Raw genomic sequence first — 23,180 nt, forward strand, 5'->3', positions numbered from 1 at the left:
ACGCGAAAAGATAAAGAGAGAGATATTATGATTCATGGTTCCTTAGCACAAAAAGCCTATTTCAAGGGATTGCCGGAGAGTATTCAGCGGGTATTAGTTTATCTGGCTGAAACTCCCTTATCTGAACTGGCATGCGGACGTTATGATATTGACGACAACTTAATTTTTATGAATATCATGGAATTTGATACACAGCCGGCGGAGAGCAAAAAAGCAGAATTGCACTATACCTATGCTGATGTTCAGCTGTTGATCAGCGGCGTTGAAGGCATTGAATACTCTTCGTTAACCCCGACAGGACAGCTGGAACCTTATCATGCTGATGATGATTTTCAGCTTATCGCCGATATTCCCGATAAAAGCCGGTTGCGTATGTTGCCCGGCATGTTTGCCCTGTTTTTTCCTGGCGAACCCCATAAACCAGGCTGCCTGATCGAAGGCTCAGAGACGATCAAAAAGGCTGTGGTAAAAGTCCATCACAGCCTGTTAGGCAGACGTTGACGATTGGCCACGCACTTCACGCGGCAGGTTAACTATGTAATGATATACGCCAGATAATAGAGTATTTTCATTCCATTGAGGTGTTAGCGTGAAAACTGGTGCTCCCCGTTTTAAGCCAGGGAAAATTCTTGATGCTTTAGGTGCAATGCAAAATAGCCTGACCCGTTCCGCCCAGCGTATTGCAGCTTATATTCTGACGGAACCCGCCAAAGTAACCCAGTTATCGCTGGCTGAACTTTCTGCACTGACGCTGGCCGGCGAAGCCACCATCATCCGTTTCTGCCGTACGATGGGCTATAAAGGATTCCAGGATTTCAAAATGGATCTGGCCATTGAGGTGGCGAACCATGCCGGTAATGGCGATAGCCTGCTGGATGCCGACGTGCAGGAGGGGGATAACGCGCTGGCTATTGGCGGTAAACTGCAATCAGCCATTAATAATGTTCTGACGGAAACGCTCAATTTGCTCTCGTTCGAGAGTATTGAGCAGGTCGTTAAATTATTACGTCCTGCAGATCGCATCTGTATTTTTGGTATTGGTTCCTCCGGGATCACCGCAGAAGATGCCAAAAGTAAGCTGATGCGTATTGGTTTACGGGTCGATGCGGCAACCAACAATCACTTTATGTATATGCAGGCCTCCCTGATGCGTCCGGGGGATGTGGCGATTGGTATCAGCCATTCCGGCACCTCCCATGAGACGGTGCATGCGCTGAAACTGGCAAAAGAGGCCGGCGCAACGACGGTGGCGCTGACGCATAATATGGGGTCGCGCATTACTGAGCAGGCTGATTATGTTCTTATTAATGGCAACCGGCAGGGCCAATTGCAAGGGGACTCCATCGGCACCAAGATCGCTCAGCTGTTTGTGCTGGACCTGATTTATGCTTTGCTGGTGAAAGCCGATCCGGCACAGGCGGAAAGTATTAAACGTAAAACGACCCAGGCCATCAGCCAAAATAGTGGGGGGTAACGCTTTTCCTTTCAGTCTCGCCGGTAAACATGTCGTTGATAAACTCCACATCTTCTCCTCTACCCCTGCATTCTGCTGCTTATTCTTCTGACATCAGCATTTCGGCACCTTAATCACGTTTTCAACACATTGTGATTGTAATGCCGGAATGATCTTATACACTCCAATGGAGTTTTACTCCTGTTTTGAAATTTGTTTGGAGTTAAACGGCAAAACTATGCATGTGGCGAAAATTATCAATCAGCCGGCCATAAGGTGATGATAAACAATCACAAACTCTGATTGCCTGTGCCATGAGGTTAAACAATTTCTGTCAGTCAGGTTAGCTGGCGGAGGAGAGAGCGACGATATGAGCACTTCAGTACCATCTCGTGGAGACAAACATTTGCCGGGTGGGCGCAAGCCGCCCCGCTGGTACAAACAGCTGACCCCGCCGCAATGGAAGGCATTTATGGCCGCCTGGGTGGGTTATGTTCTGGATGGTTTTGACTTTGTGATTATCACGCTGGTACTCACTGATATTAAGCAAGAATTTGGTTTAACGCTGCTTGAGGCCAGCAGCCTGATCTCTGCGGCGTTTATATCACGCTGGATCGGCGGTTTGGTATTAGGGTCGATGGGCGATCGGTATGGTCGCAAACTGGCGATGATCACCAGCATTGTGCTGTTTTCCGTGGGTACACTGGCCTGTGGGCTGGCATCAGGTTATACCATGCTGTTTATCGCCCGCCTGGTTATTGGTGTCGGCATGGCGGGGGAATATGGCTCCAGCTCAACCTATGTCATGGAAAGCTGGCCCAAAAATATGCGCAATAAAGCCAGCGGCTTTTTGATTTCTGGTTTTTCCATCGGGGCAGTATTAGCGGCGCAGGCCTACAGTTATATTGTGCCGGCCTTTGGTTGGCGCATGCTGTTTTATATTGGTTTACTGCCGATTATCTTTGCATTGTGGTTGCGTAAAAATTTACCTGAGGCAGAGGACTGGGAAACAGCCAGGCGTAAACAGAAAGTTGCCAGGCAGCAGAAAGAGCTGAACATGGTCGATATATTGTATTGCAGCTCTCTGCGTACCCTGAATATTGGGCTGACGCTGTTTGCCGCGGTTGCGCTTTACCTCTGTTTTACCGGCATGGTTTCGGCCCTGACCGTAGTTATCCTCGGTGTGCTTTGTGCGGCCATATTCATCTATTTTATGATTCAAACCAGTGGCGAGCGCTGGCCGACGGGGGTCATGCTGATGCTGACCGTATTCTGCGCCTTCCTCTATTCATGGCCAATACAGGCGCTGCTTCCCACTTATTTGAAAATGGATCTGGGATATGACCCTCACACGGTGGGTAATGTGCTGTTCTTCAGTGGGTTTGGTGCAGCGGCAGGATGTTGTGTCGGCGGTTTTCTTGGCGACTGGTTGGGTACCCGTAAAGCGTATGTGGCCAGCTTGCTCGTCTCGCAATTACTGATCATCCCGCTCTTTGCCATTCAGGGCTCTGACATATTATTCCTGGGCGGCCTGCTATTTTTACAACAAATGCTGGGGCAAGGCATTGCCGGATTGTTGCCAAAACTTCTCGGTGGTTATTTTGACACCGAACAACGCGCGGCAGGCCTGGGCTTTACCTATAACGTTGGGGCATTGGGCGGCGCACTGGCCCCCATACTTGGGGCCTCTATTTCCCAGCACCTCAGTTTGGGTACGGCATTAGGTTCACTCTCGTTCAGCCTGACATTTGTGGTGATTCTACTGATCGGTTTTGATATGCCGTCCAGGGTACAACGCTGGATTCGGCCATCCGGTTTGCGGATGACCGATGCTATTGACGGGAAACCATTCAGTGGTGCCATCCGGGCAAACGCCGAACGTGCAGTGACCGGGGAATAGCGGATGACCCGTTTTTCCCGTCCTCAAAACGCTGTCACTGTTGCGGCTACACCATGTCGAAAATGGCGCTTAACGTCCGTGGGTGGGTCTGCCCTGAGTGCGGGGCTAACCACGATCGTGACGTAAACGCCGCGAAGAATATCAAAGCGGTCGGGCTGGCTGCGTTAGCCCGCGGAGCGACGGTCAATCCTAAAGCCGCTTAACGCGGCTTAGGTAGGTTGCGGTGAAGTGGGAATCTTCGCCCCTCAGGGCAGGGAGCAGTCAATTTGACCCACGTTTCGCCCGGAAGTAAAAAGCCGGGCGAACGCGGTGCCGGTCAGCATCCTTTTCAACCCTGGTCAGAACGGGTCAAAGACAACAAAAAGGGCATGCTTTCGCATGCCCTTTTTTAACCCCGCTGCCTTAAACCGGCGGCAGGCTTGGGTCGGCGGCGTCCTTGTCCTGCGTGATGCCGGTCGGCGAGGTGGCGCCCAGCTCTGCACCGGTGGTCGGGTTCACCGACGGGTCGGACTGGGTGCGCTGTGCCATCACCTCGTAGTCCACTTTCTGGTCTTCCGGAATGGTCAGCACAGCCAGGCCGTCGCCGCCATCCACCGCCGGTTGCGGGTCTGCTACATACTTGAAGTTCTCATCCGAGTTCCAGCTGCCGCGCACTTCACCTTCATCAGACATGTTGAAGTAGGTGTTGGCAAACTCCGGCACCGGCGGCAGTTTGCCCGGCGGGAAGTTATTGCGGATGGCATACAGCGCCTTTTCAAACGAAAGCTGGTGCGCCACTTCACGCGTCATCAGGAAGGAGAGGGCGTCACGCACGCCGACGTCGTCGGTGAGGTTAATCAGTCGTTCGTAAACAATCTTAGCCCTGGCCTCGGCGGCAATATTGGAGCGGAGATCGGCTGTCGGCTCGCCGATGGTATCGATATAGGCCGCCGTCCAGGGCACCCCGGCAGAGTTGATCAGCGGCGGGCCGCCACCGTACAGCAGGTTGGTGATGTGGCTGTCATTGCCGTTGCCGGTCAGGGAGCGGTAAAGGTCGGCCTCACTTTGTGTGCCTTCGGCCAGCTCACCTTTCGCGCCCTTGTTCAGCATGGCAACAATGGTGCCGATGATCTCCAGGTGGCTCAGCTCTTCGGTGGCAATGTCCAGCAGCAGGTCTTTGCGCCCTGGGTCATCGTCGCCCAGCCCTTGGGTAAAGTAACGGCAGGCCGCGGCCAGCTCGCCCTGCGGCCCGCCAAACTGTTCCAGCAACAGGTTGGCAAGGCCGGGGTTCGGCGCGGCGACACGGACGGTGTACTGAAGTGATTTCACATGTTTAAACATTCGCCATCCTCAATGTTCGGGTGGTCGATTTTCATGGGGGTTCCTGAAAATCGCATTGTGGTGCTGATATAAACGAGGTGCTCACATAAAAGCTCCGGCCACGGCAGAGGCCGTAACGGAGGGAGGGGCAGAACTGTGTCAGCGTACGCCGCTACGGCCGGGTTGACATGCCGGCCAGACGCACAACACGTATAAGTTATAGAACCCGCCAGCGGGCAATGAGAGAAAATGAGCCGGGGAAAGCATCAATTAAGACATTTCTTAAAGTTAAATGATGGCGAATCAATAGCGCATTTTGCTTAACATAGAAATAATGTATTGAATAAGAAGAATTTTATGGGAAATGAAATGTCAGGAAGCGCTGTTTTTAAGGATTTCGTTAAGAAATTTGTCTAAATATTACACAATATTAGACGGCGTGATGCAGCCTGTACAGCTTTGTATAGACTAAAAAAAACAGCCTGCGACAGGGTGCCGCAGGCCGGGGAGGGCACACGCAGTACGTTATTCGTTGATGCGCGGGTGCTGCTGGATCAGGTTGGCGCGTTTCGCCTCCAGTTCCGCAATCTGCTGATTGATGTCGTCGATCTTGTTCTCAATGTTGTCATGGTGTTCGCGCAGGATCTCTTTCGCCTCACTCAGATCCGAGGCGGCCGGGGTGGCGCCACGCAGCGGCTTGTTGGCGGTCTCTTTCATAAAGATACCGGTCGCCAGGCCCACGATCGCCACCACCATCAGGTAGTAACCCGGCATATAGAGGTCACCGGTGGACTCGACCAGCCAGGCGGCGATGGTCGGGGTCAGGCCGGCAATCAGCACCGAGATGTTAAAGGCGCTGGCCAGCGCACTGTAACGGATGTGGGTCGGGAACATCGCCGGCAGGGAAGAGGCCATCACGCCGGTAAAGGCGTTCAGGATCACCGCCAGTAACAGCAGGCCGCAGAAAATCAGGCCGGTGGTATGGCTGTTAATCATCATGAAGCACGGCACCGCCAGCAACAGCAGTGCAATACTGCCGCCAATCACAAACGGGCGACGGCCGAAACGGTCACTCAGCAGGCCCATCACCGGCTGTACAAACAGCATACCCAGCATCACCGCGATAATAATCATCACACCGTGATCTTCCGCATAGTGCAGGTTATGCGACAGGTAGCTCGGCATGTAGGTCAGCAGCATGTAGTAGGTCACGTTGGTGGAAAGCACCAGACCGATACAGGCCAGCAGGCTGCGCCAGTGGCGGGTGGCAATCTCTTTGAAGGAGACTTTCGGGCCGTCACGCAGGCCTTCACGGTCACCTTGCTCCAGCTTGTCCACATGCTGCTGGAAAGCCGGGGTCTCTTCCAGCGCGTTACGCAGGTAGAGGCCGATGATACCCAGCGGCAGGGCCAGGAAGAACGGCAAACGCCAGCCCCACTCCAGGAAGCGCGCCTCGCCAACCACCGCAGAGATAATCACCACGATGCCCGCACCCAGCACGAACCCGGCAATCGAGCCGAAATCGAGCCAGCTGCCCATAAAGCCGCGGCGGCGGTCAGGGGAGTATTCGGCCACAAAGATCGAGGCACCGGTGTATTCACCGCCCACCGAGAACCCTTGCGCCATTTTAGCCAGCAACAGCAATATCGGCGCCCAGATGCCGATAGCGTTATAGGAGGGTATCAGGCCGATACAGAAGGTACTGATCGACATAATGACGATGGTTATCGACAGGATTTTCTGCCGGCCATATTTGTCACCCAATGTGCCGAAGAACATGCCGCCGAGCGGGCGGATCAGGAAGGGCACGGAGAAGGTTGCCAATGCGGCGATCATCTGCACGCCGGGATCGGCACCCGGGAAAAAGACCTGGCCCAGGGCGTAAGCCACAAACCCGTAGACCCCGAAATCGAACCACTCCATGGCGTTACCCAGAGAGGCCGCAGTAATGGCTTTCCGTAACTTTGCATCATCAATGATGGTTACGTCCTTCAAGCCGATAGGCTTTACTTGTTTCTTACGAAGCTTCATAGCAAAGAGGACCTGTTTTTATGGTTATCAAGGTTTATTGTTTCCGTTGACGCTTATTCTTTATATCAGAAGGATAGACTACAGGGACAGTAAACGGGGTTTTAACGGTCAATGAATAAGCGAAAAATCCAAATAAACCGCTGATCGGATAATTATTACACAGAACTATCCGCTGTTCAGAGGTCTGTCCATTATCGCACCGGTAATAAAACAGGTAGTCCCAATGTTAGTGGGTATATATTGCCTGGCGTCCGGGTGATTAACGCCAATTTCCCGCCACCGGCAAAAATAGCCTCTCCGCCAGTGGAGCGGGTTTAAAAAAAAGTATACCTTAAGCCCGTCTTATATTTCATTTTTTACAGGGGTGATTATTTCCGGACGGCTGCACCATAATGGAAATAACGGGTTGTTATTATTGCCTGCCGACAGGGGAATATATTGGCCGGAATAACAGTGGGCGACCCTGGTGGAATTTACCCCGGCCACACCGCGCCGGGCGCAGTTTCAAAGGTAAAAAAGCGTAAAAAATAGTGTGCTGCCGAAGGGTGCCGTGTGGTCGGGAAGCGGCGCATTTCCTCTGCGCCTTTTTTCAAGCCCTGGTTTCCCCCGGTAAAAAAATTCATTAAAATTATTAAAAATCAATGTCATGAGTTAATGCTGTGCTGGCGTGGTGCGCATTTTCAGCGAAAACGCGCCGGGCTGCACGTTTTTGAGGCGTCAACGAGGCTGCAAAACCTCCGGCACATAATGTAACCGGCCTGCCGCCTGCGGGGAAAACGCATAACAGAGTTGGCATAAGGGTTGCACAGGCTTTTTCAGCTGTCCTACATTGACCCGGAGCCTGTATGCGATATCTTTCATTAGCATTATGTACCACCCTGGGAATAGTGAGTTTTACCACCAGTCAGGCCGCAGAACCGTTTAAACCCGAACGCATCAGCGTTGAAAAAAATATATCCCCCGGCCCGAATGTGTTTGTGCTTGACCAAAACTGGAAGGGGGCAAGCACCATTACCGTCCTCTCCGCCGATGACCTCGCCACCAAAGGAAATATCTCTGACGGCTTAATCAGCCAGTTCACCTTGTCGCAAGACAAAAAACACCTTTATACCGCCTCGGTATATCCCAAACGAATTATGTCCGGCCCCACGGAAGCCGTGGTGCAGGATTTTGACATCGCCACCTTAAGCCAAATCAAAGAGATGGAAACCCTGCCGAAAATGGCCCAGGTTGCGCCGTCAATTAATAGCTTCCAGCTCTCAGCCGAGGACAAATATGCCTTTGTGCAGAATGCCACCCCGGCCGCCTCTGTTTCCGTTATCAGCCTGGCGACCGGCCAGCATCTGCTGGAAGTGCCGACCCCAGGCTGCTGGGGAATTTACGCCTCGCAGCAGCCGGGTAAGTTCAGTTCGCTGTGCGGGGACGGCACGATCGCCTCTTACCAGATCGCCGCCGATGAGAAAAATTATCAGGCCAGTAAAAGCGAAAAGCTGTTCGACAGCGACAAAGATGCGCTGTTCCTCGCCGCGCAGCGTGACGGCGATACCCTGATGTTCACCTCCTTTAACGGCAACATGGTGCTGGTCTCCGATAAAGAGGCCAAAGCTACCCTGCTGGAGACCTTCAGCTACACCAAAGGCCATAAAGGTCACTGGGTGCCGGGCGGCTTCCAGATCCTCGCGTACAACAAACCCAATAACCTGATGTTTGTCACCATGCACCCCAACGGCAAAGAGGGCAGCCACAAAGATGCGGCCAAAGAGGTGTGGGGCATCGACATGGCCAGCCATAAAGTGGTGACACGCTTTAAGGTGGATAACCCGGTGGCCCTCACGGTCAGCGCCACTGCTCAGCCGCTGCTGTTTACCCTGAAAGACAACGAAGAGGGTGAGGGCGGCACAGTGACCAAATACAGCTTCAGCAACGATAAAAAATTCACGGCCAAAAAGCAGGGCAGTGTGAAGGGGCTGGGCGACTTCAACCTGCTGCTGCGGGTGGATAACTGATATGGCCGCCCTCTCTGACATGCTGCATCTCTGCGTGCTGACCTTCCTGGCGCTGCTGTTCTGCCAGGCGGCACTGCACAAACTCAGCGATCCCCGTCGCTTCTCCGGTTATGTGGCCGATTACGGCGTGCTGCCGCCCGTGCTGGCGCTGCCGGCGACCTGGCTGCTGGCCGCGGCCGAAGGGGGCGCGATTGTGCTGACGCTTGTCCCGGCTGCGTCCGCATCCGGGCTGGTGCTGATGGGCGCGCTGCTGGCGTTGTATGGCGGCGTGATGACCCTGGCCCTGCGGCGCGGCAAGCGCCACATCGACTGCGGCTGCGGCGGCGCACGCCAGCCGCTTTCCCGGCTGCTGGTGGCGCGTAATGCGCTGTTGCTGGCACTGGCCGGGCTGGCGGCGCTGACCGGCGGCCAGCCGGTGGCCCTGCTCAACCTGGCGGTCGCGATGCTGTTTGGCCTGGTGCTGTGGCTCGGTTATCAGCTGCTCGAGCAGCTGTTGCGCCTGCATAGCCTGCGCGCGCGGTTAACGCCGGATTCCGTTACCCCTTAATCCCTGAGGTGCCCATGAATACCCTGATCCTTTTTATGCTGGCGTTACTGACGGTGCTGGTGATTGGTTTGATTGTCGCGTTTCTTGCCCTGTCGCGGCAGGTCGGCGTGCTGTTTGAGCGCATCACCCCGGTGGGGGCGATGATCAATGACAACGGCCCGGCCATTGGTGACCTGTCACCGGTGTTTACCGTGCCGAGCCTGAACCATGGCCCGGTCACGCTGGGCGGTGCGCAGGCCAAAAGCACGCTGGTGTTTTTCCTTTCGCCCACCTGCCCAATCTGCAAAACGCTGCTGCCGGTGGTGAAAAACCTGCACAGCGCCGAGCGGGCGTGGCTCAACATCGTGCTCGCCAGTGATGGCGACAGCGAAAAACAGCGGGCGTTTATCCGCCAGCAGCAGCTGGAAGCCATCCCCTATGTGCTGTCGCAGGAGCTGGGCATGGCCTGGCGTGTGGCGAAACTGCCGTTCTCGGTGCTGATCAACCCGCAGGGCGTCATCACGTCCAAGGGGCTTATCAACAGCCGGGAACAGTTTGAAAGCTTGTTTAATGCGCAGGAGTCCGGCGTTGAGTCGATCCAGGCCTACAGCCGCAAGCCCTCTTTGACCGCCCACCCTTAACCGGCAGGAGAATTTTATGAAATTTCTGACTTCACTACTGGCGTCACTGGATGCGCTTTCCGAACGCAAAATGCGGGACTCGGCCCGGCGGCTGGGGCGGCGCAGCTTCCTCGCCAAAGCCGGGGCGGTGTTGGTCGGCACCGGGCTGATGCCGCTGCTGCCGTTTGACCGCTCAATGGGCAAGGCGTTTGCCGCCACCGGCGCGGATGATGCCAATTCCTGTGATTACTGGCGCTACTGTGCGCTGGACGGTAACCTCTGTTCCACCTCCGGCGGCAGCATGACCAGCTGCCCACCCGGCGCGGAAGCCTCCAAAGTGGCGTGGGTCGGCACCTGCCGCAACCCGCACGACAATAAAGATTACCTCGTGTCCTATAACGACTGCTGCGGCAAGGCCACGGTGGCCAACTCCACCAGCTGCTTTACCAGCCAGGGGGAACGGCCCGGTTACCGCATGGGGCTGCACAACGACATCAACTGGTGCATGGCGAATACCAACAAAGGCTACCACTGCACGGTGGCGACACTGGTGGGGATCGCCAATGAATAAACCGTTAATCCTGGCCGGGCTGTTGACGCTGCTGGCCCCCGCAGCCTGGGCCGACGGCCATGCGGCCTTTGAGGAGAATTGCGCCAGTTGCCACGGCGCGGATGCAGAAGGGATTGAGGGGCTGGCCCCGCCGTTGCACAATGCGGCGTTGTGGAAAACGCTGGGCGACCACCGGCAGGCGTACATTGCCGGGGTGGTCACCGGCGGCATGAGCGGCACCCTTCAGTCAAAAGGCAGCACCTACGAAGGGCTGGTGATGCCGCCGCTGGGCTACCTCGACACCGCCACGCTGGTGGAGATCACCCATTACGTGCTGAATGACGTAAACCAGATGGGCGATGGCCCCTCTGCGGCGCTGATCACGCAGTATCAGGCCAGCCCGCCGGAGCACGCGGCATTACGCAAGCTCAGGAACGGGGGGTAAGCGATGCCGGGCAAACAGAGACGAACAGGGGTAAACGTATTGCTGTTGCTGTTGCTGTTGCTGCCCATCGTTGCCTTTGCTGAGAAAAACGTTGCCCAGGCGGAGGCCCATGGTGAAAAAAACACGCCGTGGCAGAACTATGTGTTGCGCTGTTCCGGCTGCCACGACATGGACGGCTCAGGCTCGCTGGCGGGGGGCATTCCCCCGCTGCCGGGCTTTCTCGGCACTTTTACCCAGGACCCGGCCGGGCGTCTCTACCTGATGCATGTGCCGGGCATCGTGGCCTCCAGCCTGGACGATGCGCAACTCGCCGAACTGATGAACTACCTGAATGATAAATGGGGCGATCCGCAGGGCTACCCGGCCTTTACCGCACAGGAGGTGAAAACCCTGCGCGGTACCCCAGTAGAGGATGTCGTGAAATACCGGCGGCAGCTGGTGAAACGTTATCTGAAAGAGGGCATGAAAACTGCCGACTACCCCTGGCCCTGACCGGCCGGACACGCTCTGGAACCCTTTATGCATCGACGCCATTTTCTGAAATGTGGCCTGACCGCACTGGCGGCAGGCAGTGTGCTGCGCCGGGCCATCGCCCATCCCGCGCCTGCCGTGGCGCATTCTGCCTCTGCCATGAACCCTCACGCCGCCCCGGCCGCTGCTGACGCCCCCGCGCTGTTGCCCGCTGACCGCCTGCGCGCCGGGCAGGCACTTCAGCCCCTACCGCTGCTGCGCAATGAATCCACCGAGCCGGGTACCTTTGCAGGCACGCTGGTGGCGGAGCCCGGCACCGCCCAGCTGGCCGACGGCCCGGCCGCCACGGCCTGCTGGCGCTATAACCAGTCACTGCCCGGCCCGCTGATTGTGCTGGAAGAGGGCATGAACGTCAGCCTGACCTTTATCAACCGTCTGCCGGAACCGAGCACCCTTCACTGGCACGGCCTGCCGGTACCGGCCGATCAGGATGGCGGGCCGGATGACCCGGTGGCGCCGGGGGCGACGCGGGTCTATCACTTCACCCTGCCGCCGGGCAGCGCCGGGTCTTACTGGTACCACCCGCACCCGCATCAGGGCGTTTCCGGGCAGATTGCCCGCGGGCTGGCCGGGGCGATCATCGTACGCGCACCGCAAGACCCGCTGGCCGCGCTGCCGGAGCAGCACTGGGCGATAAGCGACCTGCGGCTCGATGCCGCGGCGCAGATCCCACCGCATACCTATGCGGACTGGGTGGATGGGCGGGAAGGGGAGTTTGTGCTGATCAACGGCCAGTACCGCCCGGCGATCGCGCTCAGCGGCACCCACCGGGTGCGGATCTGGAATATGTGCGCGGCGCGCTACCTCAACCTGTCGCTGCCGGGCTGTGCGTTTATCCCGGTCGGCAGTGACGGCGGCCTGCTGGAGAAGGTGTTGCCGGCGCAGGAGGCGATCCTGCTCTCCCCCGGTGAACGGATGGAGGTGCTGGTTACCGGGGCTGACGGCAACCGCGCGCTGACCCTGCTGCCTTACAATCGCCACCCGATGATGTCACCGCCGCCGCAGGCCGCCATGGCGATCGCCCCGGTCACTTACCGCGCCGCGCCGCTGCCGGTAAGCGAGGGGACGGCCCTGCGGACGATTACGCCGCTGGGTGAGCCGGGCAACCAGCTGCGTGCGGTGATGATGGAGAAAATGGGCGACATCATGAAGAACAAAGGCGGCACCCCGCCGCGCGCCTTCCTGATTAACGGCAAGCCGTTTGACATGGCGCGGATGGATTTGAACAGCAAAGCGGGGGTGGTCGATCGCTGGGAGATCATCAATGCCACCACCATGGATCACCCGTTCCATATCCATGGCGGCCAGTTCCAGGTTTTCGAGCGCCAGTACCTCGGCAAAAAAAGCGCCCCGGCCTGCCTGGCCTGGAAAGACACGGTGAACCTGCGGCCCGGCGAGATTGTCCGGCTGCTGATGCGGCAGGATTCACCGGGGATGCGGATGTACCACTGCCACATCATCGAGCATGAGGAGCTCGGCATGATGGGCATGTTAAACGTGAGCTGATGCGGCGCGCCGGAGCCGGTCAGGGCGCAACCGGCTCCTCCATCAGGGCCTTGAGCGCCGCCACACTCATGGGTTTCCCCAGCAGGTAGCCCTGCGCCTGATGGCAATTCACGCGCAACAGTTCATCAAGCTGGGCGGAGGTCTCCACCCCTTCGGCGGTCACGGTCAGGGACATCGCGCGCCCCAGCCCGACCACCGACTGGATAATCGCCTGGCTGCTCTGGCTGCCGTCAAGGTTGGCGATAAAGCTGCGGTCGATTTTCAGGCCATCAAACGGGTAGAGGCGCAGGTAACTCAGGGAGGAGTAGCCGGTGCCGAAGTCATCCATCGAGAGCCGGATGCCGAGCGCCTTCAACCCCTGCATAATCACCAGTGCCTGCTCGGCGTCTTCCATCATCACACTTTCGGTGATCTCCAGTTCCACCCGGGCGGGGCGGATGCCGGTCTCCTGCAACACATTACTCACCCTGGCGATCAGGTCGCCGCAATAGAACTCCACCGGCGACAGGTTCACCGAAATAATAAAGTCGTCATCCCAGCGGGTGGCTTCCCGGCAGGCGGAGAGCATCACCCAGTCGCTGATCGGCACGATCAGGCCGGTCTCTTCGGCGATGGAGATAAAGTTGGCCGGGTTTTGCAGCCCCTTGACCGGATGGTGCCAGCGAATCAGCGCCTCCGCCCCGGCAACCCGCATGGCGTTCAGCTCAAAGCGCGGCTGGAACTCCAGGAAGAATTCGTTACGGCGTAACGCCTGCCGCAAATCGGTTTCCACCTGGCGGCGCTCCAGGATGCGCTCGTTCATCTCATTGACGTAGAATTTCCAGTTATTGCGCCCGGCGGATTTGGCCTCGTACAGCGCGATGTCGGAATAGCGCAACAGATCATTGGCCAGCGTGCCGTTTTCCGGGCAGAAGGCGATGCCGATGCTGACCCCGACACTCAGCTCATGCTCGCCGATGAAGATAGTGGTGTTGATGGCGTCGATGATGCGGCGGCAGAGTTTCTCGGTGCTCTGCTGATTACCCGGCTCAATGGCGAGAATAATGAACTCATCGCCCCCCATCCGCGCCACCAGATCGCACTGGCGGATGCACTGTTTCAGCCGCCCGGCAATCTCATTGAGCACCCGGTCACCCGCCGCATGGCCCAGGGTGTCGTTAATCGGCTTAAAGCGGTCAAGGTCGAGGCTGAGGACGGCGATCTTCTTCGCCTCCGGCATGATACCCAGGCTGGCCTGCAAGAAATTGTGCATATGGCTGCGGTTGGCCAGCCCGGTCAGGCCGTCATGCAGCGACATATATTCAATATGCGCTTTGGCTTCCATTTCTTCGGTAATGTCACACACGGTGCCGCGATAGCCGATCAGCGTCCGGCCTGAGACGATTGCCCGTACCGACAGGCTGCAATGGCGCGTCAGGCCGATGCGGTTTTTCAACTTGCAGGGCAACGGCTTACGGACGCCGGGGCTACTGACCGGCTCAAGCGCCCCTTTTTCAAAGGCCTCGAGGTCATAATTAATCAGCTGGTGGAACGGTTTGCCGAGCCACTCCCCGGCGGTGTAGCCGGTCATGCAGATAAAGCGGTCAGACAGGTAGATCAGTTCCTGGCGGGCGTTGGTTTCCCAAATCCAGTCTGAGCTGCCTTCAATCACATGGCGCAGTCGCTCCTCGCTGAGGGTCAGCGAGGTCTGAATGCTGTCGAGTTTTTTGGCGGCGAGGTACAACCGCGCTTTCAGCCGGTTGAAAATCAGGCAGAACAGCATCGCCAGCGCGATAAGCAGCGGCAAAATGGTCTTCAGCAGGTGATTACCCGGGTATTCTGCATCCCAGCGTAAGCTGAACGGCGTGCCGTTGCTTGAACTCAGGGTAATAAACGGCTCTTTCATATTGTCACTGTTGGTGACATCAAGCCGCAGGTTATGCAGGTCAAAATCATGGTCCAGCGCTTTGAGTTTGCTGTCATCGAGAATATACACATAAATCAGCAGGGAAAGGTGCGCCAGGTCGGTATAACTGCTGTCCGGCCGGATAACGGCAGCCGAGACGATGGCCGGGCTCCCCTTAATTAAAAAATACTCCGAGGCGTAATTGTCCGTGGCCGACTTTTCCTGCGCAAGGCTGACCAACCGTTTTAAATCGCCGGTCAGCCAGGTAGCGGCATCGGTCTGGCTTATTTTTCCGTCAATCAGCGCATATCGGGTTTTAAGCTCAGGGGTAATAATAAAGACCCCCTCCAGATTATATTGGTCATAGAGGGAGGGGCCGATATTGTCGCGGTTGTAGGCCCAATCCAGGTTAATGCTGCTTTGGGTAAAAATATAGGCATCACCCCAGAAGGCATAATCTTTAATGACATTCCCGACTTTGTCCTGCAAATTCTGCATCGCTTTCACGACGTCCACTTTACTGTGTTCAATCTGGCGGTTGTTTTGCTGCACCACAATATAAAACAGTGCGGCGCAGGTAATCATAAAAAGCGCGCCGGTGAGTAGGGCGACGTTTTTTATTGCCCGCTGCGGCAGGGTAAAATAACTTACCACCGGTGTGGGTTTATTAGGGTCGGCTGAAAATGGCAGCATTCTGGGTCTTTTCCTGTCATGGGTAACATACACCGGCAGTTCATAGGACTACACCGATCTTTATCGGCCCGGCCAGAAAAAGGTTGAAAGTTTACCAGGGAAATTATTTTTTCTGTTTTAGAATCAGATCGGTGCAACGGCAGAAAAAAACCGGCGCAATAATTATCTCAAATCAGGGTGCGGTTGCAGGGGAAATGAAAGAGGGAACAGGCCGGGCTGCCCCGGCCGGCCGGCTATCAGAGGTCGATTTCCTGGTGGTTATTTTTGTCATCCCAGTAGCTGATGTGCTGCGCGGTCACTTTAATCAGCAGCAGGTCCGGCGTATCAATACCTTGCGGGAACCACTTTTCGACGTCCGGCGTCCAGTACTCTTTCAGCGCGTCTTTCTCGCGGATTAATTCAGACTCCCCCTCAATGGAAATAAACAGGCTGGGCTTGTCCGAGGATTTGGCGGTAACGTAGTTCAGGGTGGTAGTGGCATCATTTTCAATATCGGCCACGATCTGGTTATCTTCGGTGGTAAAGAAGTAGGCGTCGCCGTTGTATTCCACATTACGGTTGTTGCTCATCGGGCGGCTGGCAATGGTGCCGCCTTCGCTCAGCGTGGAGAACATCGCGTAATCGATATTTTTAATCTCTTTCGACAACTGGGAAAGGGTAACCTGGCTCATCGTAAACTCCTGTTTATCCATTATCGGTGACGTCTTTAAAGGCTAGTAGACGAAAATGGCAGTGTCCAATGGGCGGCTTACAACAAAAAGGCATAACGGAAAGAGAAGGGCGGGAAAATAACGGCGGCACAGGGCGTGCCGCCGGGAAGAAGCCTTATAACGGCATAAAGGTATAACCCTGGTGTTCCAGCACGGTCACGGTGGTCAGGCCGGAGAGCGCCTGGGTCACACTTTTATCAACCCAGGAGGTGTCAAAGTGGTGGGCCGCGACGGACTGGTCACACACGGAGACATCCACGCCCGCTTTGCGCAGTTTCTCAATCAGCGGCAGGTTCGGGTTATCGATGCCGTTGATTTTGTGGTACTGCTCGTTACTCAGGGTCGCCGGGGTTGCACCGCCGGTCAGAATCGCCACAAACTTCAGCTGATTCAGCGGCACACCCGCACCGACATACAGGTTCACGGCGCGCGCCACGCGATCCAGCCCTTCGTTGATCTGGGCCGGGCCAACTTCCTGCTTATTCACAAAGAAGACGATCTTATACGGGTCACCATTGCCTACGGCCGGTTTGTACGCCACATCAGCAAAGTTGTGAACCGGGCCGTAACCTTCGATGGTCGGCGTCACCCAAAACGTGGGGTCATCCTTCGGGGCGGTCATGGCATGGTATTTGTCAACAAGGGCCGGGGTCTTCATGACAGCGGCACTGACGACGGCGCTGACGATAGCAGCAGTGATTAAGGTAGAAGCCAGACGCATACTTTTCTCCAGGGGAATAATAAGCAGGGCACAAGGGTTTACCGGCAGCGGATAGGCTGGCCGGTCAGGAGCCCGGTTCGAATGTGGAAGGATTTATAGCACAGTGGTTTGCGACATTAATCAGTCTGGAAAAGAATCAGAATAAGATTAGAGGGATACATAACCAGCGCTTATTGGACGAAAAATCACAAGGCCGGTCGGGCGGCCTTGCAAGGTAAAGTTGTGTAAAAACCAGTAAATTTAACTGATAAGTGGCTTTTCCGGCTCACCCTGTTCAAAAGCGGTAAAACGGGTTATCCCTGGCGGGGATCACCTGTCATCTGCTGCCCAGCGCATCTCCACACAGGCGTAGTGGCGGCGGGCGCGGGCGGAAAAGTATTCACTGTCCCGCAGGCGGATAAAGCCATGCCGCAGATAAAACCCGGCGGCATTCGGGGTAGCGGAGAGCGTCAGCGCCGGGAAGCCGCGCCGGGAAGCCTCCTGTTTAATCGCCGTCAGGATCGCCGAGGCATAACCCCGCCCCTCACAGCCCGGCAGGGTAAAGATCGCCTCAACGCTCTGCTGTTGCAGGTCAAGAAACCCGGTAGCGACCAGTTGCCCGTGTGCTTCCACCACATAAAACGGGTTCTCCTCAATCGCCCGATAGTACCCGGCGGGCATCACATCTGGGGTAAAGGCGGCCAGCGCGTCGGCGTCATACACCCCGCGGCAGCCATGGCGCAATGCCAGGTTACGGATAACCCACGTCTCTTCTGCTTCATGTGGCTGTGCTAATCGGATCTCCATCGTTGCCTCCTGTTCTCTGCCTGATCAGACGTTAGCTCAGCGTGCGTAATCGGGCAATCTGCTGTTAAGTTTTTGTAAAAACAGGCCTCATCCCGCACGTCATTAACTACCTTTTAAAGACATTTCGATAAAGAGGAGGGAATCATGGCGGACAACGCGCAACAGGAAGAGAGGGTCTATCAGGCCACGGCCCCGGCCGATCGCCAGGCAGCGGCGCTGGTCAGCAAGATGACGCTGGATGAGAAAATCATGCTGGTGCATACGCCGCTGGGCTTTCCGCTGGAGGCGGGCAAGGAAAAACCGGCCGGGGCGGTGGGCTCAGCGGCCTATACGCCGGGCATCCCGCGCCTCGGCATTCCCGGCCTGCAAGAGACGGATGCCAGCCTTGGTATCGCCAACCCCGGCAATATCCGCCCCGGCGACCGTGCCACCGCGTTACCTTCCGGGCTGATGAGTGCCGCCACCTTCTCGCCGGAACTGGCGTACCGGGGCGGGGAGCTGCTGGGCGAAGAGGCGCACGCCAAAGGCTTTAACGTGCTGCTGGCCGGCGGCATGAACCTGATCCGGGAGCCGCGTAACGGCCGCAACTTTGAATATTTAAGCGAAGACCCGCTGCTGACCGGGCGGATGGCCGGTGAGGCGGTGGCGGGCATCCAGAGCCGCCATGTGGTCTCGACCGTCAAGCATTATGCGCTGAACGCGCAGGAGACCGGGCGGGTGCAGGCGGATTCCGTCATCGACGAAGCCGCCGCGCGGGAATCTGACCTGCTGGCGTTTCAGCTGGCGCTGGAGCGCGGGCAGCCGGGGTCGATCATGCCGGGCTATAACTTGATCAACGGCGACTATGCCTCTGAGAATGCGTTCCTGCTGAGCCGGGTGCTGAAAGGCGACTGGAAATATCCCGGCTGGGTAATGTCTGACTGGGGCGCGACCCACTCCACTGAAAAAGCGGTGATGGCCGGGCTGGATCAGCAGTCCGGCGAGGAGCTGGACAAGGCGCGTTTCTTTGCGGAGCCGCTGAAACAGGCGGTGGAGGAGGGGCGCATCCCGATGGCGCGGCTGGATGATATGGTGCGCCGCATCGTGCGCAGCCTGATTGCGGTGGACGGGCTGGCACAGCCGCCGCGTCGGCGGGATGTCGATGAAGCCGCCCACGCGGAGGTAGCCGCTGAGGTGGCGCGGCAGGGCATCGTACTGCTGAAAAATGCGGATCAGCAGTTGCCGCTCAAGCCTGACGTGCGGCGGATTGTGGTGATTGGCGGCGATGCGGATAAAGGCGTGATCTCCGGCGGCGGCTCCAGCCAGGTGGTGCCGCCCGATAGCGTCAGCCTGCCGACGCCGTTCCAGAATGCGTTCGTCAGCAAACGGGTGCTGCACCCCTCCGCGCCGCTGACCGCGTTGCGCGCGGCCTTGCCGCAGGCGGAAATTAGCTATGACGATGGCCGCGACCCGGCACGCGCGGCCGAAAAAGCCGCCGCGGCCGATGTGGCGATTGTGTTCGCCTGGCAGTGGATGGCGGAGTCCGTGGATGCACCGAACCTCTCGCTGCCGGAGAACCAGGACGCGCTGATCGCGGCGGTGGCGCAGGCGCGCCCCAACACCGTGGTGGTACTGCAGACCGGCGGGCCGGTGAAAATGCCGTGGCTGGAGAAGGTCGGCGCGGTGCTGGAAGCATGGTACCCCGGCAGCCGGGGCGGCGAGGCGATTGCGGATGTGCTCAGCGGCAAGGTGTCGCCGTCCGGCCGCCTGCCGGTGACTTTCCCGGTGGACGAATCCCAGCTTCCGCGCCACACCCTGCCTGACCCGGAGAGCACCACCTCGATGCCGGGGCTGCCGCTGAAGCAGCCGATCCGCGTGGATTACAACATCGAAGGGTCAGACGTCGGCTATCGCTGGTTTGAGCGCCAGGCGCTCACGCCGCTGTTCCCGTTCGGCTATGGCCTGACCTACAGCCGCTTCCACTACCATAACCTGAAGGTGGAGCCGGTCGCGGGCGGCGGCTTGCGGCTGCGGATGACGGTGGTAAACAACGGGCAGCGTACCGCGACCGACACACCGCAGTTCTACCTGCGTAACGGCAGCAGCGGCCACGGCTTTGTGAAACGGCTGGTGGGCTGGCAGCGCATCACGCTGAAACCGGGTGAACAGGGGGATGTCACGGTCAACGTTGACCCACGGCTGATCGCCCGCTGGGACAGAGGCAACGTGCAGTGGCATCTCTATCGGGGTGACTATCAGGTGATTGCCGGGGCGAACGCGATGGATGAGGCGCTGAGCACCACGCTGCACCTGCCGGAAGGCTGGCTGGCGGTGGGCGGCGAACCGGTGACGGCGCAACGGTAACCGAGAAGGTTTTCAGAGATAAAAAAAGCCGCGAGGATCGCGGCTTTGTTTCTGCTTACTTCACATGCAATTTATCAATTGACGGATTGCCGAGCATGATCGGGTCGGTGATCACGTCCTTGTCCTTGCGCACGTCGGCCACCTCTTTCGCGGTGATCGCGGCGGCGTGGTTGCCCCAGCTGCTGCGGATAAAGTTCACCACATCCGCCACCTGCTGGTCGTTCAGCCGCCAGCCAAAGGCCGGCATGGTGACGGCGCTTGGCGCGCCTTTCACGCCCGGCAGGGTATCGCCGGTCAGCACCACATGGATAAGCGAGGTCGCGTCGTCAGACTGCACCACCGGGTTGCCGCGCAACGCCGGGAAGAAGCGGGTGTAGCCTTTGCCGTCAGTACGGTGGCAGGCGGCGCAGCTGTCCACATACAGGGACGCGCCCGGCTTGCTGTCATCGCCTTTGAACAGCTGTTGCGCCACGGTGTCATCGGGTTTGAACGCCGGTTGGGCCGGGTCAGCCGGTTGCAGTGACTTCAGGTAACGGGCGATGGCGGTGGCATCGTCTGCGCTCAGGTATTGCAGGCTGTGCTCGACCACGCTGGTCATGCCGCCAAACACGGCGGTATGGTCATTGCGACCGGTGCGCAGGAACTGCACCAGCTCCTCTTCACTCCAGCGGCCGAGGCCGTCTTTGTTGTCACCGCGCAAGCTGGTGGCGACCCAGCCATCAATCGGCGCGTTGCTGCCCGCCAGGTAGTCACTGCCTTCGCCGTTGTTCAGCGCTTTTTCCTGCATCGTCAGGCTGCGTGGCGTATGGCACGCGCCGCAGTGGCCGAGGCCCTCCACCAGATAACGGCCGCGCGCCAGCACCGGATCTTCGGCTTTCGCCGGCTGGAAATCCTTCACGTCCGGCGCGAAGATGCCGCGCCAGAAGCGCAGCGGCCAGCGCATCGACAGCGGCCACGGGATGTCACTGTCGCGGTTGGCGGCTTTCACCGGCGCGACGCCGTGCATAAAGTAGGCGTACAGGGCGCGCATATCACTTTCGGTCACCACCGCGTAAGAGGGGTACGGCATCGCCGGGTAGAGCGTCTGGCCATTTTTGGCGACGCCGTGGCGAACCGCGTTATCGAAATCCTCAAACGAATAGTCACCGATGCCGGTCTCTTTGTCCGGCGTGATGTTGGTGCTGTAAATGGTGCCGATCGGCGTTTTCATCCCCAGCCCACCAGCGAACTCGGTGCCGCCCGCCGCCGTATGGCAGGCCACGCAGTCACCGGCGCGCGCCAGGTATTCACCGCGTGCGATTTGCTCTGCGCCGTTGTCCTGCGCCCATGCGCCCACGCTGATTGCCCCCAGGGTGAGGGCAAAGATCATCTTTTTCATGGCTGCTTCCTTATGCCTGCACCAGCGGGCCTGGGCTTTTCAGATACTGATCGCGGATGGCACGCGCTGACCAATAGGTCAGGGCGGCCACGGTGCCGGTAGGGTTATACCCCAGCCCCTGCGGGAACGCAGACGCGCCCGGCACAAAGACGTTGTGCACATCCCAGCTTTGCAGGTAGCGGTTCACCGCGCTGGTTTTCGGGTCTTCGCCCATTACCGCACCGCCGTTCATGTGGGTGGTCTGGTACACGGTGGTATCAAAATGCTGGCCCGCATGTTTTGGTGCGCCGGAAATCACTTTCGGGTTCATCGCTTCGGCAATCTTATGCATGCGGTCATGCATGAACTGCGACATTTTGATGTCGTTGTCCTGCCAGTCGAAGGTCATGCGCAGCAGCGGCTGGCCGTGGATGTCTTTGTAGTTCGGGTCGAGATCCAGGTAGTTGGTGCGGTAGGACTGGTGCGCGCCGTGGGCATCCATCGACAGGTGGTGGGTGTAGACGTCCGCCACTTCCGCTTTCCACTTGCTGCCCCAGGTGGGGGTGCCCGGCCGGGTCGGCAGGCCGGAGATCGGCTTGGTGCCTGCCTGGTTAACCCAGAACGGCGACCCGCCGACAAAGCCATATTTGCCGTGGTCGAAGTTGTCCGCGTTGAAGTCATCCACCCCGACGCCCGCACCGCCCGCGCCGATAAACGGGTTGGTGTGTACGTCTTTGTCAAAGAACGCCTTGATGGTGGAGATGTTCTGGTAGGCGAAGTTACGGCCGACCACGCCCTCGTTGGTGACCGGATCATACGGCTTGCCGATGCCGGAGAGCAGCATCAGGTGGACGTTATGGAACTGGAACGCGGCGAGGATCACGATGTCTGCCGGTTGCTCAATCTGGCGGCCCTGGGCGTCAACGTAGGTCACGCCGGTGGCGCGTTTTTTGTCATCGCTCAGGTTAACGCGCAACACGTAAGAGTTGGCGCGCAGCTCAAACTTCGGCTCCTGGCGCAGCGCCGGCCAGATGTTCACATTCGGTGAGGCTTTGGAGTACATGTAGCAGGCGTACCCGCTGCAATAACCGCAGAAGTTACACGGCCCCATCTGTGCGCCATACGGGTTGGTGTAGGGGCCGGAGGTGTTGGCGGAGGGCAGATCATAAGGGTGGTAGCCCACGCTTTCCGCCGCCTGCGCAAACATCTGGGCGGAGAAGGTGCGTTTTTGCGCCGGCAGCGGGAAATCACTGGAGCGGTCAGGCGCGAACGGGTTGCCGCCTTTGCCGTTGCCGACAACCTTGCCTTTGACGCTCCAGGCGGTGCCGGAGGTGCCGAACACTTTCTCGGCCTTGTCGAAGTAGGGTTCCAGCTCATCGTAGCTGACGCCGAAGTCCTGGATGGTCATGCCTTCCGGGATGAACTTTTTGCCGTAGCGCTCTTCGTAGTGGCTGCGCATCCGCAGTTCCATCGGGTCAATTCGGAAGTGAACGCCCGACCAGTGCAGCCCCGCGCCGCCGGTACCGGTTCCAGGCAGGAACGCAGCAAGCTGGCGATAGGGTTGGGCGGTCTGGCCGCTGTTGTGGCGGATGGTCACGGTGCTTTTGGAGAGATCCTGGAACAGCTTGCGGCGGATGTTGTAGGTCAGCTCGTCGATCACCTGCGGGTAAGCGCCGTCCGGGTAGGTATCCCGGTGCGGGCCGCGCTCCAGTGCTACCACGTTCAGCCCCGCTTCTGTCAGCTCTTTTGCCATAATCGCCCCGGCCCAGCCGAAGCCGACGATCACTGCATCCACTTTTTTCATTGCATTTGCCATTG

General features: G+C 58.1%; 19 protein-coding genes and 1 pseudogene. 12 read left to right on the forward strand and 8 right to left on the reverse strand.

Annotation, left to right across the window (positions count from 1 at the left end; all coding sequences use genetic code 11):
• Positions 1–27 precede the first annotated feature (27 nt).
• The 4 genes and pseudogenes from nanQ to CYR55_RS07145 form a co-directional block, all read left to right on the forward strand.
• Complete coding sequence (nanQ, locus tag CYR55_RS07130) at positions 28–501, forward strand: N-acetylneuraminate anomerase (RefSeq protein WP_101815576.1); 474 nt, start codon at positions 28–30, stop codon at positions 499–501.
• 88 nt (positions 502–589) lie between these two features.
• Positions 590–1,474: a MurR/RpiR family transcriptional regulator gene (locus CYR55_RS07135; RefSeq protein WP_101815453.1), complete on the forward strand. Its 885-nt coding sequence runs from the start codon at positions 590–592 to the stop codon at positions 1,472–1,474.
• Between the two features lie 349 nt (positions 1,475–1,823).
• A complete protein-coding gene (locus CYR55_RS07140) occupies positions 1,824–3,353 on the forward strand; it encodes an MFS transporter (RefSeq protein ID WP_101815454.1) in 1,530 nt (509 codons plus the stop codon).
• Positions 3,350–3,556, forward strand: a pseudogene (locus CYR55_RS07145) (zinc ribbon domain-containing protein); the annotation flags it as partial. The gene CYR55_RS07140 and the pseudogene CYR55_RS07145, both read left to right, overlap by 4 nt.
• Before the next feature lie 199 nt (positions 3,557–3,755).
• Here CYR55_RS07145 and CYR55_RS07150 read toward each other — a convergent pair.
• Entirely contained in the window at positions 3,756–4,673 is a 918-nt protein-coding gene (locus tag CYR55_RS07150; RefSeq protein WP_101815455.1) for a manganese catalase family protein, read from the reverse strand.
• A 504-nt stretch (positions 4,674–5,177) separates the two neighbouring features.
• Positions 5,178–6,683 carry a glycine betaine/L-proline transporter ProP gene (gene proP / locus CYR55_RS07155; RefSeq protein ID WP_101815456.1) on the reverse strand — a complete coding sequence of 502 codons (1,506 nt, stop codon included), beginning with the start codon at positions 6,681–6,683 and terminating at the stop codon, positions 5,178–5,180.
• Positions 6,684–7,528: 845 nt separating this feature from the next.
• On the opposite strand from proP, the gene CYR55_RS07160 reads away from it, so the two are divergent.
• Genes CYR55_RS07160 through CYR55_RS07190 form a run of 7 tightly spaced genes read left to right on the forward strand, consistent with a single transcriptional unit; the run spans position 7,529 to position 12,867 of the window.
• A complete protein-coding gene (locus tag CYR55_RS07160; protein WP_101815457.1) occupies positions 7,529–8,689 on the forward strand; it encodes an amine dehydrogenase large subunit in 1,161 nt (386 codons plus the stop codon).
• Between the two features lies 1 nt (position 8,690).
• Positions 8,691–9,236 (forward strand): MauE/DoxX family redox-associated membrane protein, encoded by a 546-nt coding sequence (locus CYR55_RS07165; protein WP_101815458.1) that lies wholly within the window; start codon positions 8,691–8,693, stop codon positions 9,234–9,236.
• Between the two features lie 14 nt (positions 9,237–9,250).
• On the forward strand, positions 9,251–9,856 hold the full coding sequence (locus CYR55_RS07170; RefSeq protein ID WP_101815459.1) for a thioredoxin-like domain-containing protein: 606 nt from the start codon (positions 9,251–9,253) through the stop codon (positions 9,854–9,856).
• Positions 9,857–9,872: 16 nt separating this feature from the next.
• On the forward strand, positions 9,873–10,406 hold the full coding sequence (locus tag CYR55_RS07175; protein WP_101815460.1) for a methylamine dehydrogenase light chain: 534 nt from the start codon (positions 9,873–9,875) through the stop codon (positions 10,404–10,406).
• A complete protein-coding gene (locus CYR55_RS07180; RefSeq protein WP_101815461.1) occupies positions 10,399–10,830 on the forward strand; it encodes a c-type cytochrome in 432 nt (143 codons plus the stop codon). Before CYR55_RS07175 ends, CYR55_RS07180 begins: the two co-directional genes overlap by 8 nt.
• A 3-nt stretch (positions 10,831–10,833) precedes the next feature.
• On the forward strand, positions 10,834–11,322 hold the full coding sequence (locus CYR55_RS23840; RefSeq protein WP_206604034.1) for a c-type cytochrome: 489 nt from the start codon (positions 10,834–10,836) through the stop codon (positions 11,320–11,322).
• A gap of 27 nt (positions 11,323–11,349) precedes the next feature.
• Positions 11,350–12,867 (forward strand): multicopper oxidase family protein, encoded by a 1,518-nt coding sequence (locus CYR55_RS07190; RefSeq protein ID WP_101815462.1) that lies wholly within the window; start codon positions 11,350–11,352, stop codon positions 12,865–12,867.
• Between the two features lie 19 nt (positions 12,868–12,886).
• Here CYR55_RS07190 and CYR55_RS07195 read toward each other — a convergent pair whose 3' ends face one another.
• The 4 genes from CYR55_RS07195 to CYR55_RS07210 form a co-directional block, all read right to left on the reverse strand.
• Entirely contained in the window at positions 12,887–15,445 is a 2,559-nt protein-coding gene (locus CYR55_RS07195; protein ID WP_101815463.1) for a bifunctional diguanylate cyclase/phosphodiesterase, read from the reverse strand.
• Between the two features lie 236 nt (positions 15,446–15,681).
• Positions 15,682–16,116 (reverse strand): pyridoxamine 5'-phosphate oxidase family protein, encoded by a 435-nt coding sequence (locus CYR55_RS07200; RefSeq protein WP_101815464.1) that lies wholly within the window; start codon positions 16,114–16,116, stop codon positions 15,682–15,684.
• Between the two features lie 154 nt (positions 16,117–16,270).
• Positions 16,271–16,876, reverse strand: coding sequence for a DsrE family protein (locus tag CYR55_RS07205; RefSeq protein WP_101815465.1), 606 nt, complete (start codon positions 16,874–16,876; stop codon positions 16,271–16,273).
• 309 nt (positions 16,877–17,185) lie between these two features.
• Positions 17,186–17,662: a GNAT family N-acetyltransferase gene (locus CYR55_RS07210; protein ID WP_101815466.1), complete on the reverse strand. Its 477-nt coding sequence runs from the start codon at positions 17,660–17,662 to the stop codon at positions 17,186–17,188.
• Positions 17,663–17,806: 144 nt separating this feature from the next.
• Between CYR55_RS07210 and CYR55_RS07215 the strand changes: the two genes are divergently transcribed.
• Positions 17,807–20,005, forward strand: coding sequence for a beta-glucosidase (locus tag CYR55_RS07215; RefSeq protein ID WP_101815467.1), 2,199 nt, complete (start codon positions 17,807–17,809; stop codon positions 20,003–20,005).
• Positions 20,006–20,060: 55 nt separating this feature from the next.
• Here the strand turns inward: CYR55_RS07215 and CYR55_RS07220 are convergent, their stop codons facing one another.
• Both CYR55_RS07220 and CYR55_RS07225 read right to left on the reverse strand, forming a co-directional pair.
• Complete coding sequence (locus tag CYR55_RS07220; RefSeq protein ID WP_101815468.1) at positions 20,061–21,383, reverse strand: c-type cytochrome; 1,323 nt, start codon at positions 21,381–21,383, stop codon at positions 20,061–20,063.
• A gap of 10 nt (positions 21,384–21,393) precedes the next feature.
• Complete coding sequence (locus CYR55_RS07225) at positions 21,394–23,178, reverse strand: GMC family oxidoreductase (protein ID WP_101815469.1); 1,785 nt, start codon at positions 23,176–23,178, stop codon at positions 21,394–21,396.
• Positions 23,179–23,180: the final 2 nt, after the last annotated feature.

Origin of the sequence: Chimaeribacter californicus, assembly GCF_002858675.1 — a bacterium.
Lineage (GTDB): Bacteria > Pseudomonadota > Gammaproteobacteria > Enterobacterales > Enterobacteriaceae > Chimaeribacter > Chimaeribacter californicus.

Bases quoted from the DNA above. Each gene is read 5' to 3' on its own strand.
- CYR55_RS07190 (WP_101815462.1), top strand. From the start codon at position 11,350: ATGCATCGACGCCATTTTCTGAAATGTGGCCTGACCGCACTGGCGGCA.
- CYR55_RS07140 (WP_101815454.1), top strand. From the start codon at position 1,824: ATGAGCACTTCAGTACCATCTCGTGGAGACAAACATTTGCCGGGTGGG.
- CYR55_RS07160 (WP_101815457.1), top strand. From the start codon at position 7,529: ATGCGATATCTTTCATTAGCATTATGTACCACCCTGGGAATAGTGAGT.
- CYR55_RS07215 (WP_101815467.1), top strand. From the start codon at position 17,807: ATGGCGGACAACGCGCAACAGGAAGAGAGGGTCTATCAGGCCACGGCC.
- CYR55_RS07225 (WP_101815469.1), bottom strand. From the start codon at position 23,178: ATGGCAAATGCAATGAAAAAAGTGGATGCAGTGATCGTCGGCTTCGGC.
- CYR55_RS07165 (WP_101815458.1), top strand. From the start codon at position 8,691: ATGGCCGCCCTCTCTGACATGCTGCATCTCTGCGTGCTGACCTTCCTG.
- CYR55_RS07200 (WP_101815464.1), bottom strand. From the start codon at position 16,116: ATGAGCCAGGTTACCCTTTCCCAGTTGTCGAAAGAGATTAAAAATATC.
- CYR55_RS07170 (WP_101815459.1), top strand. From the start codon at position 9,251: ATGAATACCCTGATCCTTTTTATGCTGGCGTTACTGACGGTGCTGGTG.
- CYR55_RS07205 (WP_101815465.1), bottom strand. From the start codon at position 16,876: ATGCGTCTGGCTTCTACCTTAATCACTGCTGCTATCGTCAGCGCCGTC.
- proP (WP_101815456.1), bottom strand. From the start codon at position 6,683: ATGAAGCTTCGTAAGAAACAAGTAAAGCCTATCGGCTTGAAGGACGTA.
- CYR55_RS07210 (WP_101815466.1), bottom strand. From the start codon at position 17,662: ATGGAGATCCGATTAGCACAGCCACATGAAGCAGAAGAGACGTGGGTT.
- nanQ (WP_101815576.1), top strand. From the start codon at position 28: ATGATTCATGGTTCCTTAGCACAAAAAGCCTATTTCAAGGGATTGCCG.
- CYR55_RS07220 (WP_101815468.1), bottom strand. From the start codon at position 21,383: ATGAAAAAGATGATCTTTGCCCTCACCCTGGGGGCAATCAGCGTGGGC.
- CYR55_RS07150 (WP_101815455.1), bottom strand. From the start codon at position 4,673: ATGTTTAAACATGTGAAATCACTTCAGTACACCGTCCGTGTCGCCGCG.
- CYR55_RS23840 (WP_206604034.1), top strand. From the start codon at position 10,834: ATGCCGGGCAAACAGAGACGAACAGGGGTAAACGTATTGCTGTTGCTG.
- CYR55_RS07180 (WP_101815461.1), top strand. From the start codon at position 10,399: ATGAATAAACCGTTAATCCTGGCCGGGCTGTTGACGCTGCTGGCCCCC.
- CYR55_RS07175 (WP_101815460.1), top strand. From the start codon at position 9,873: ATGAAATTTCTGACTTCACTACTGGCGTCACTGGATGCGCTTTCCGAA.
- CYR55_RS07195 (WP_101815463.1), bottom strand. From the start codon at position 15,445: ATGCTGCCATTTTCAGCCGACCCTAATAAACCCACACCGGTGGTAAGT.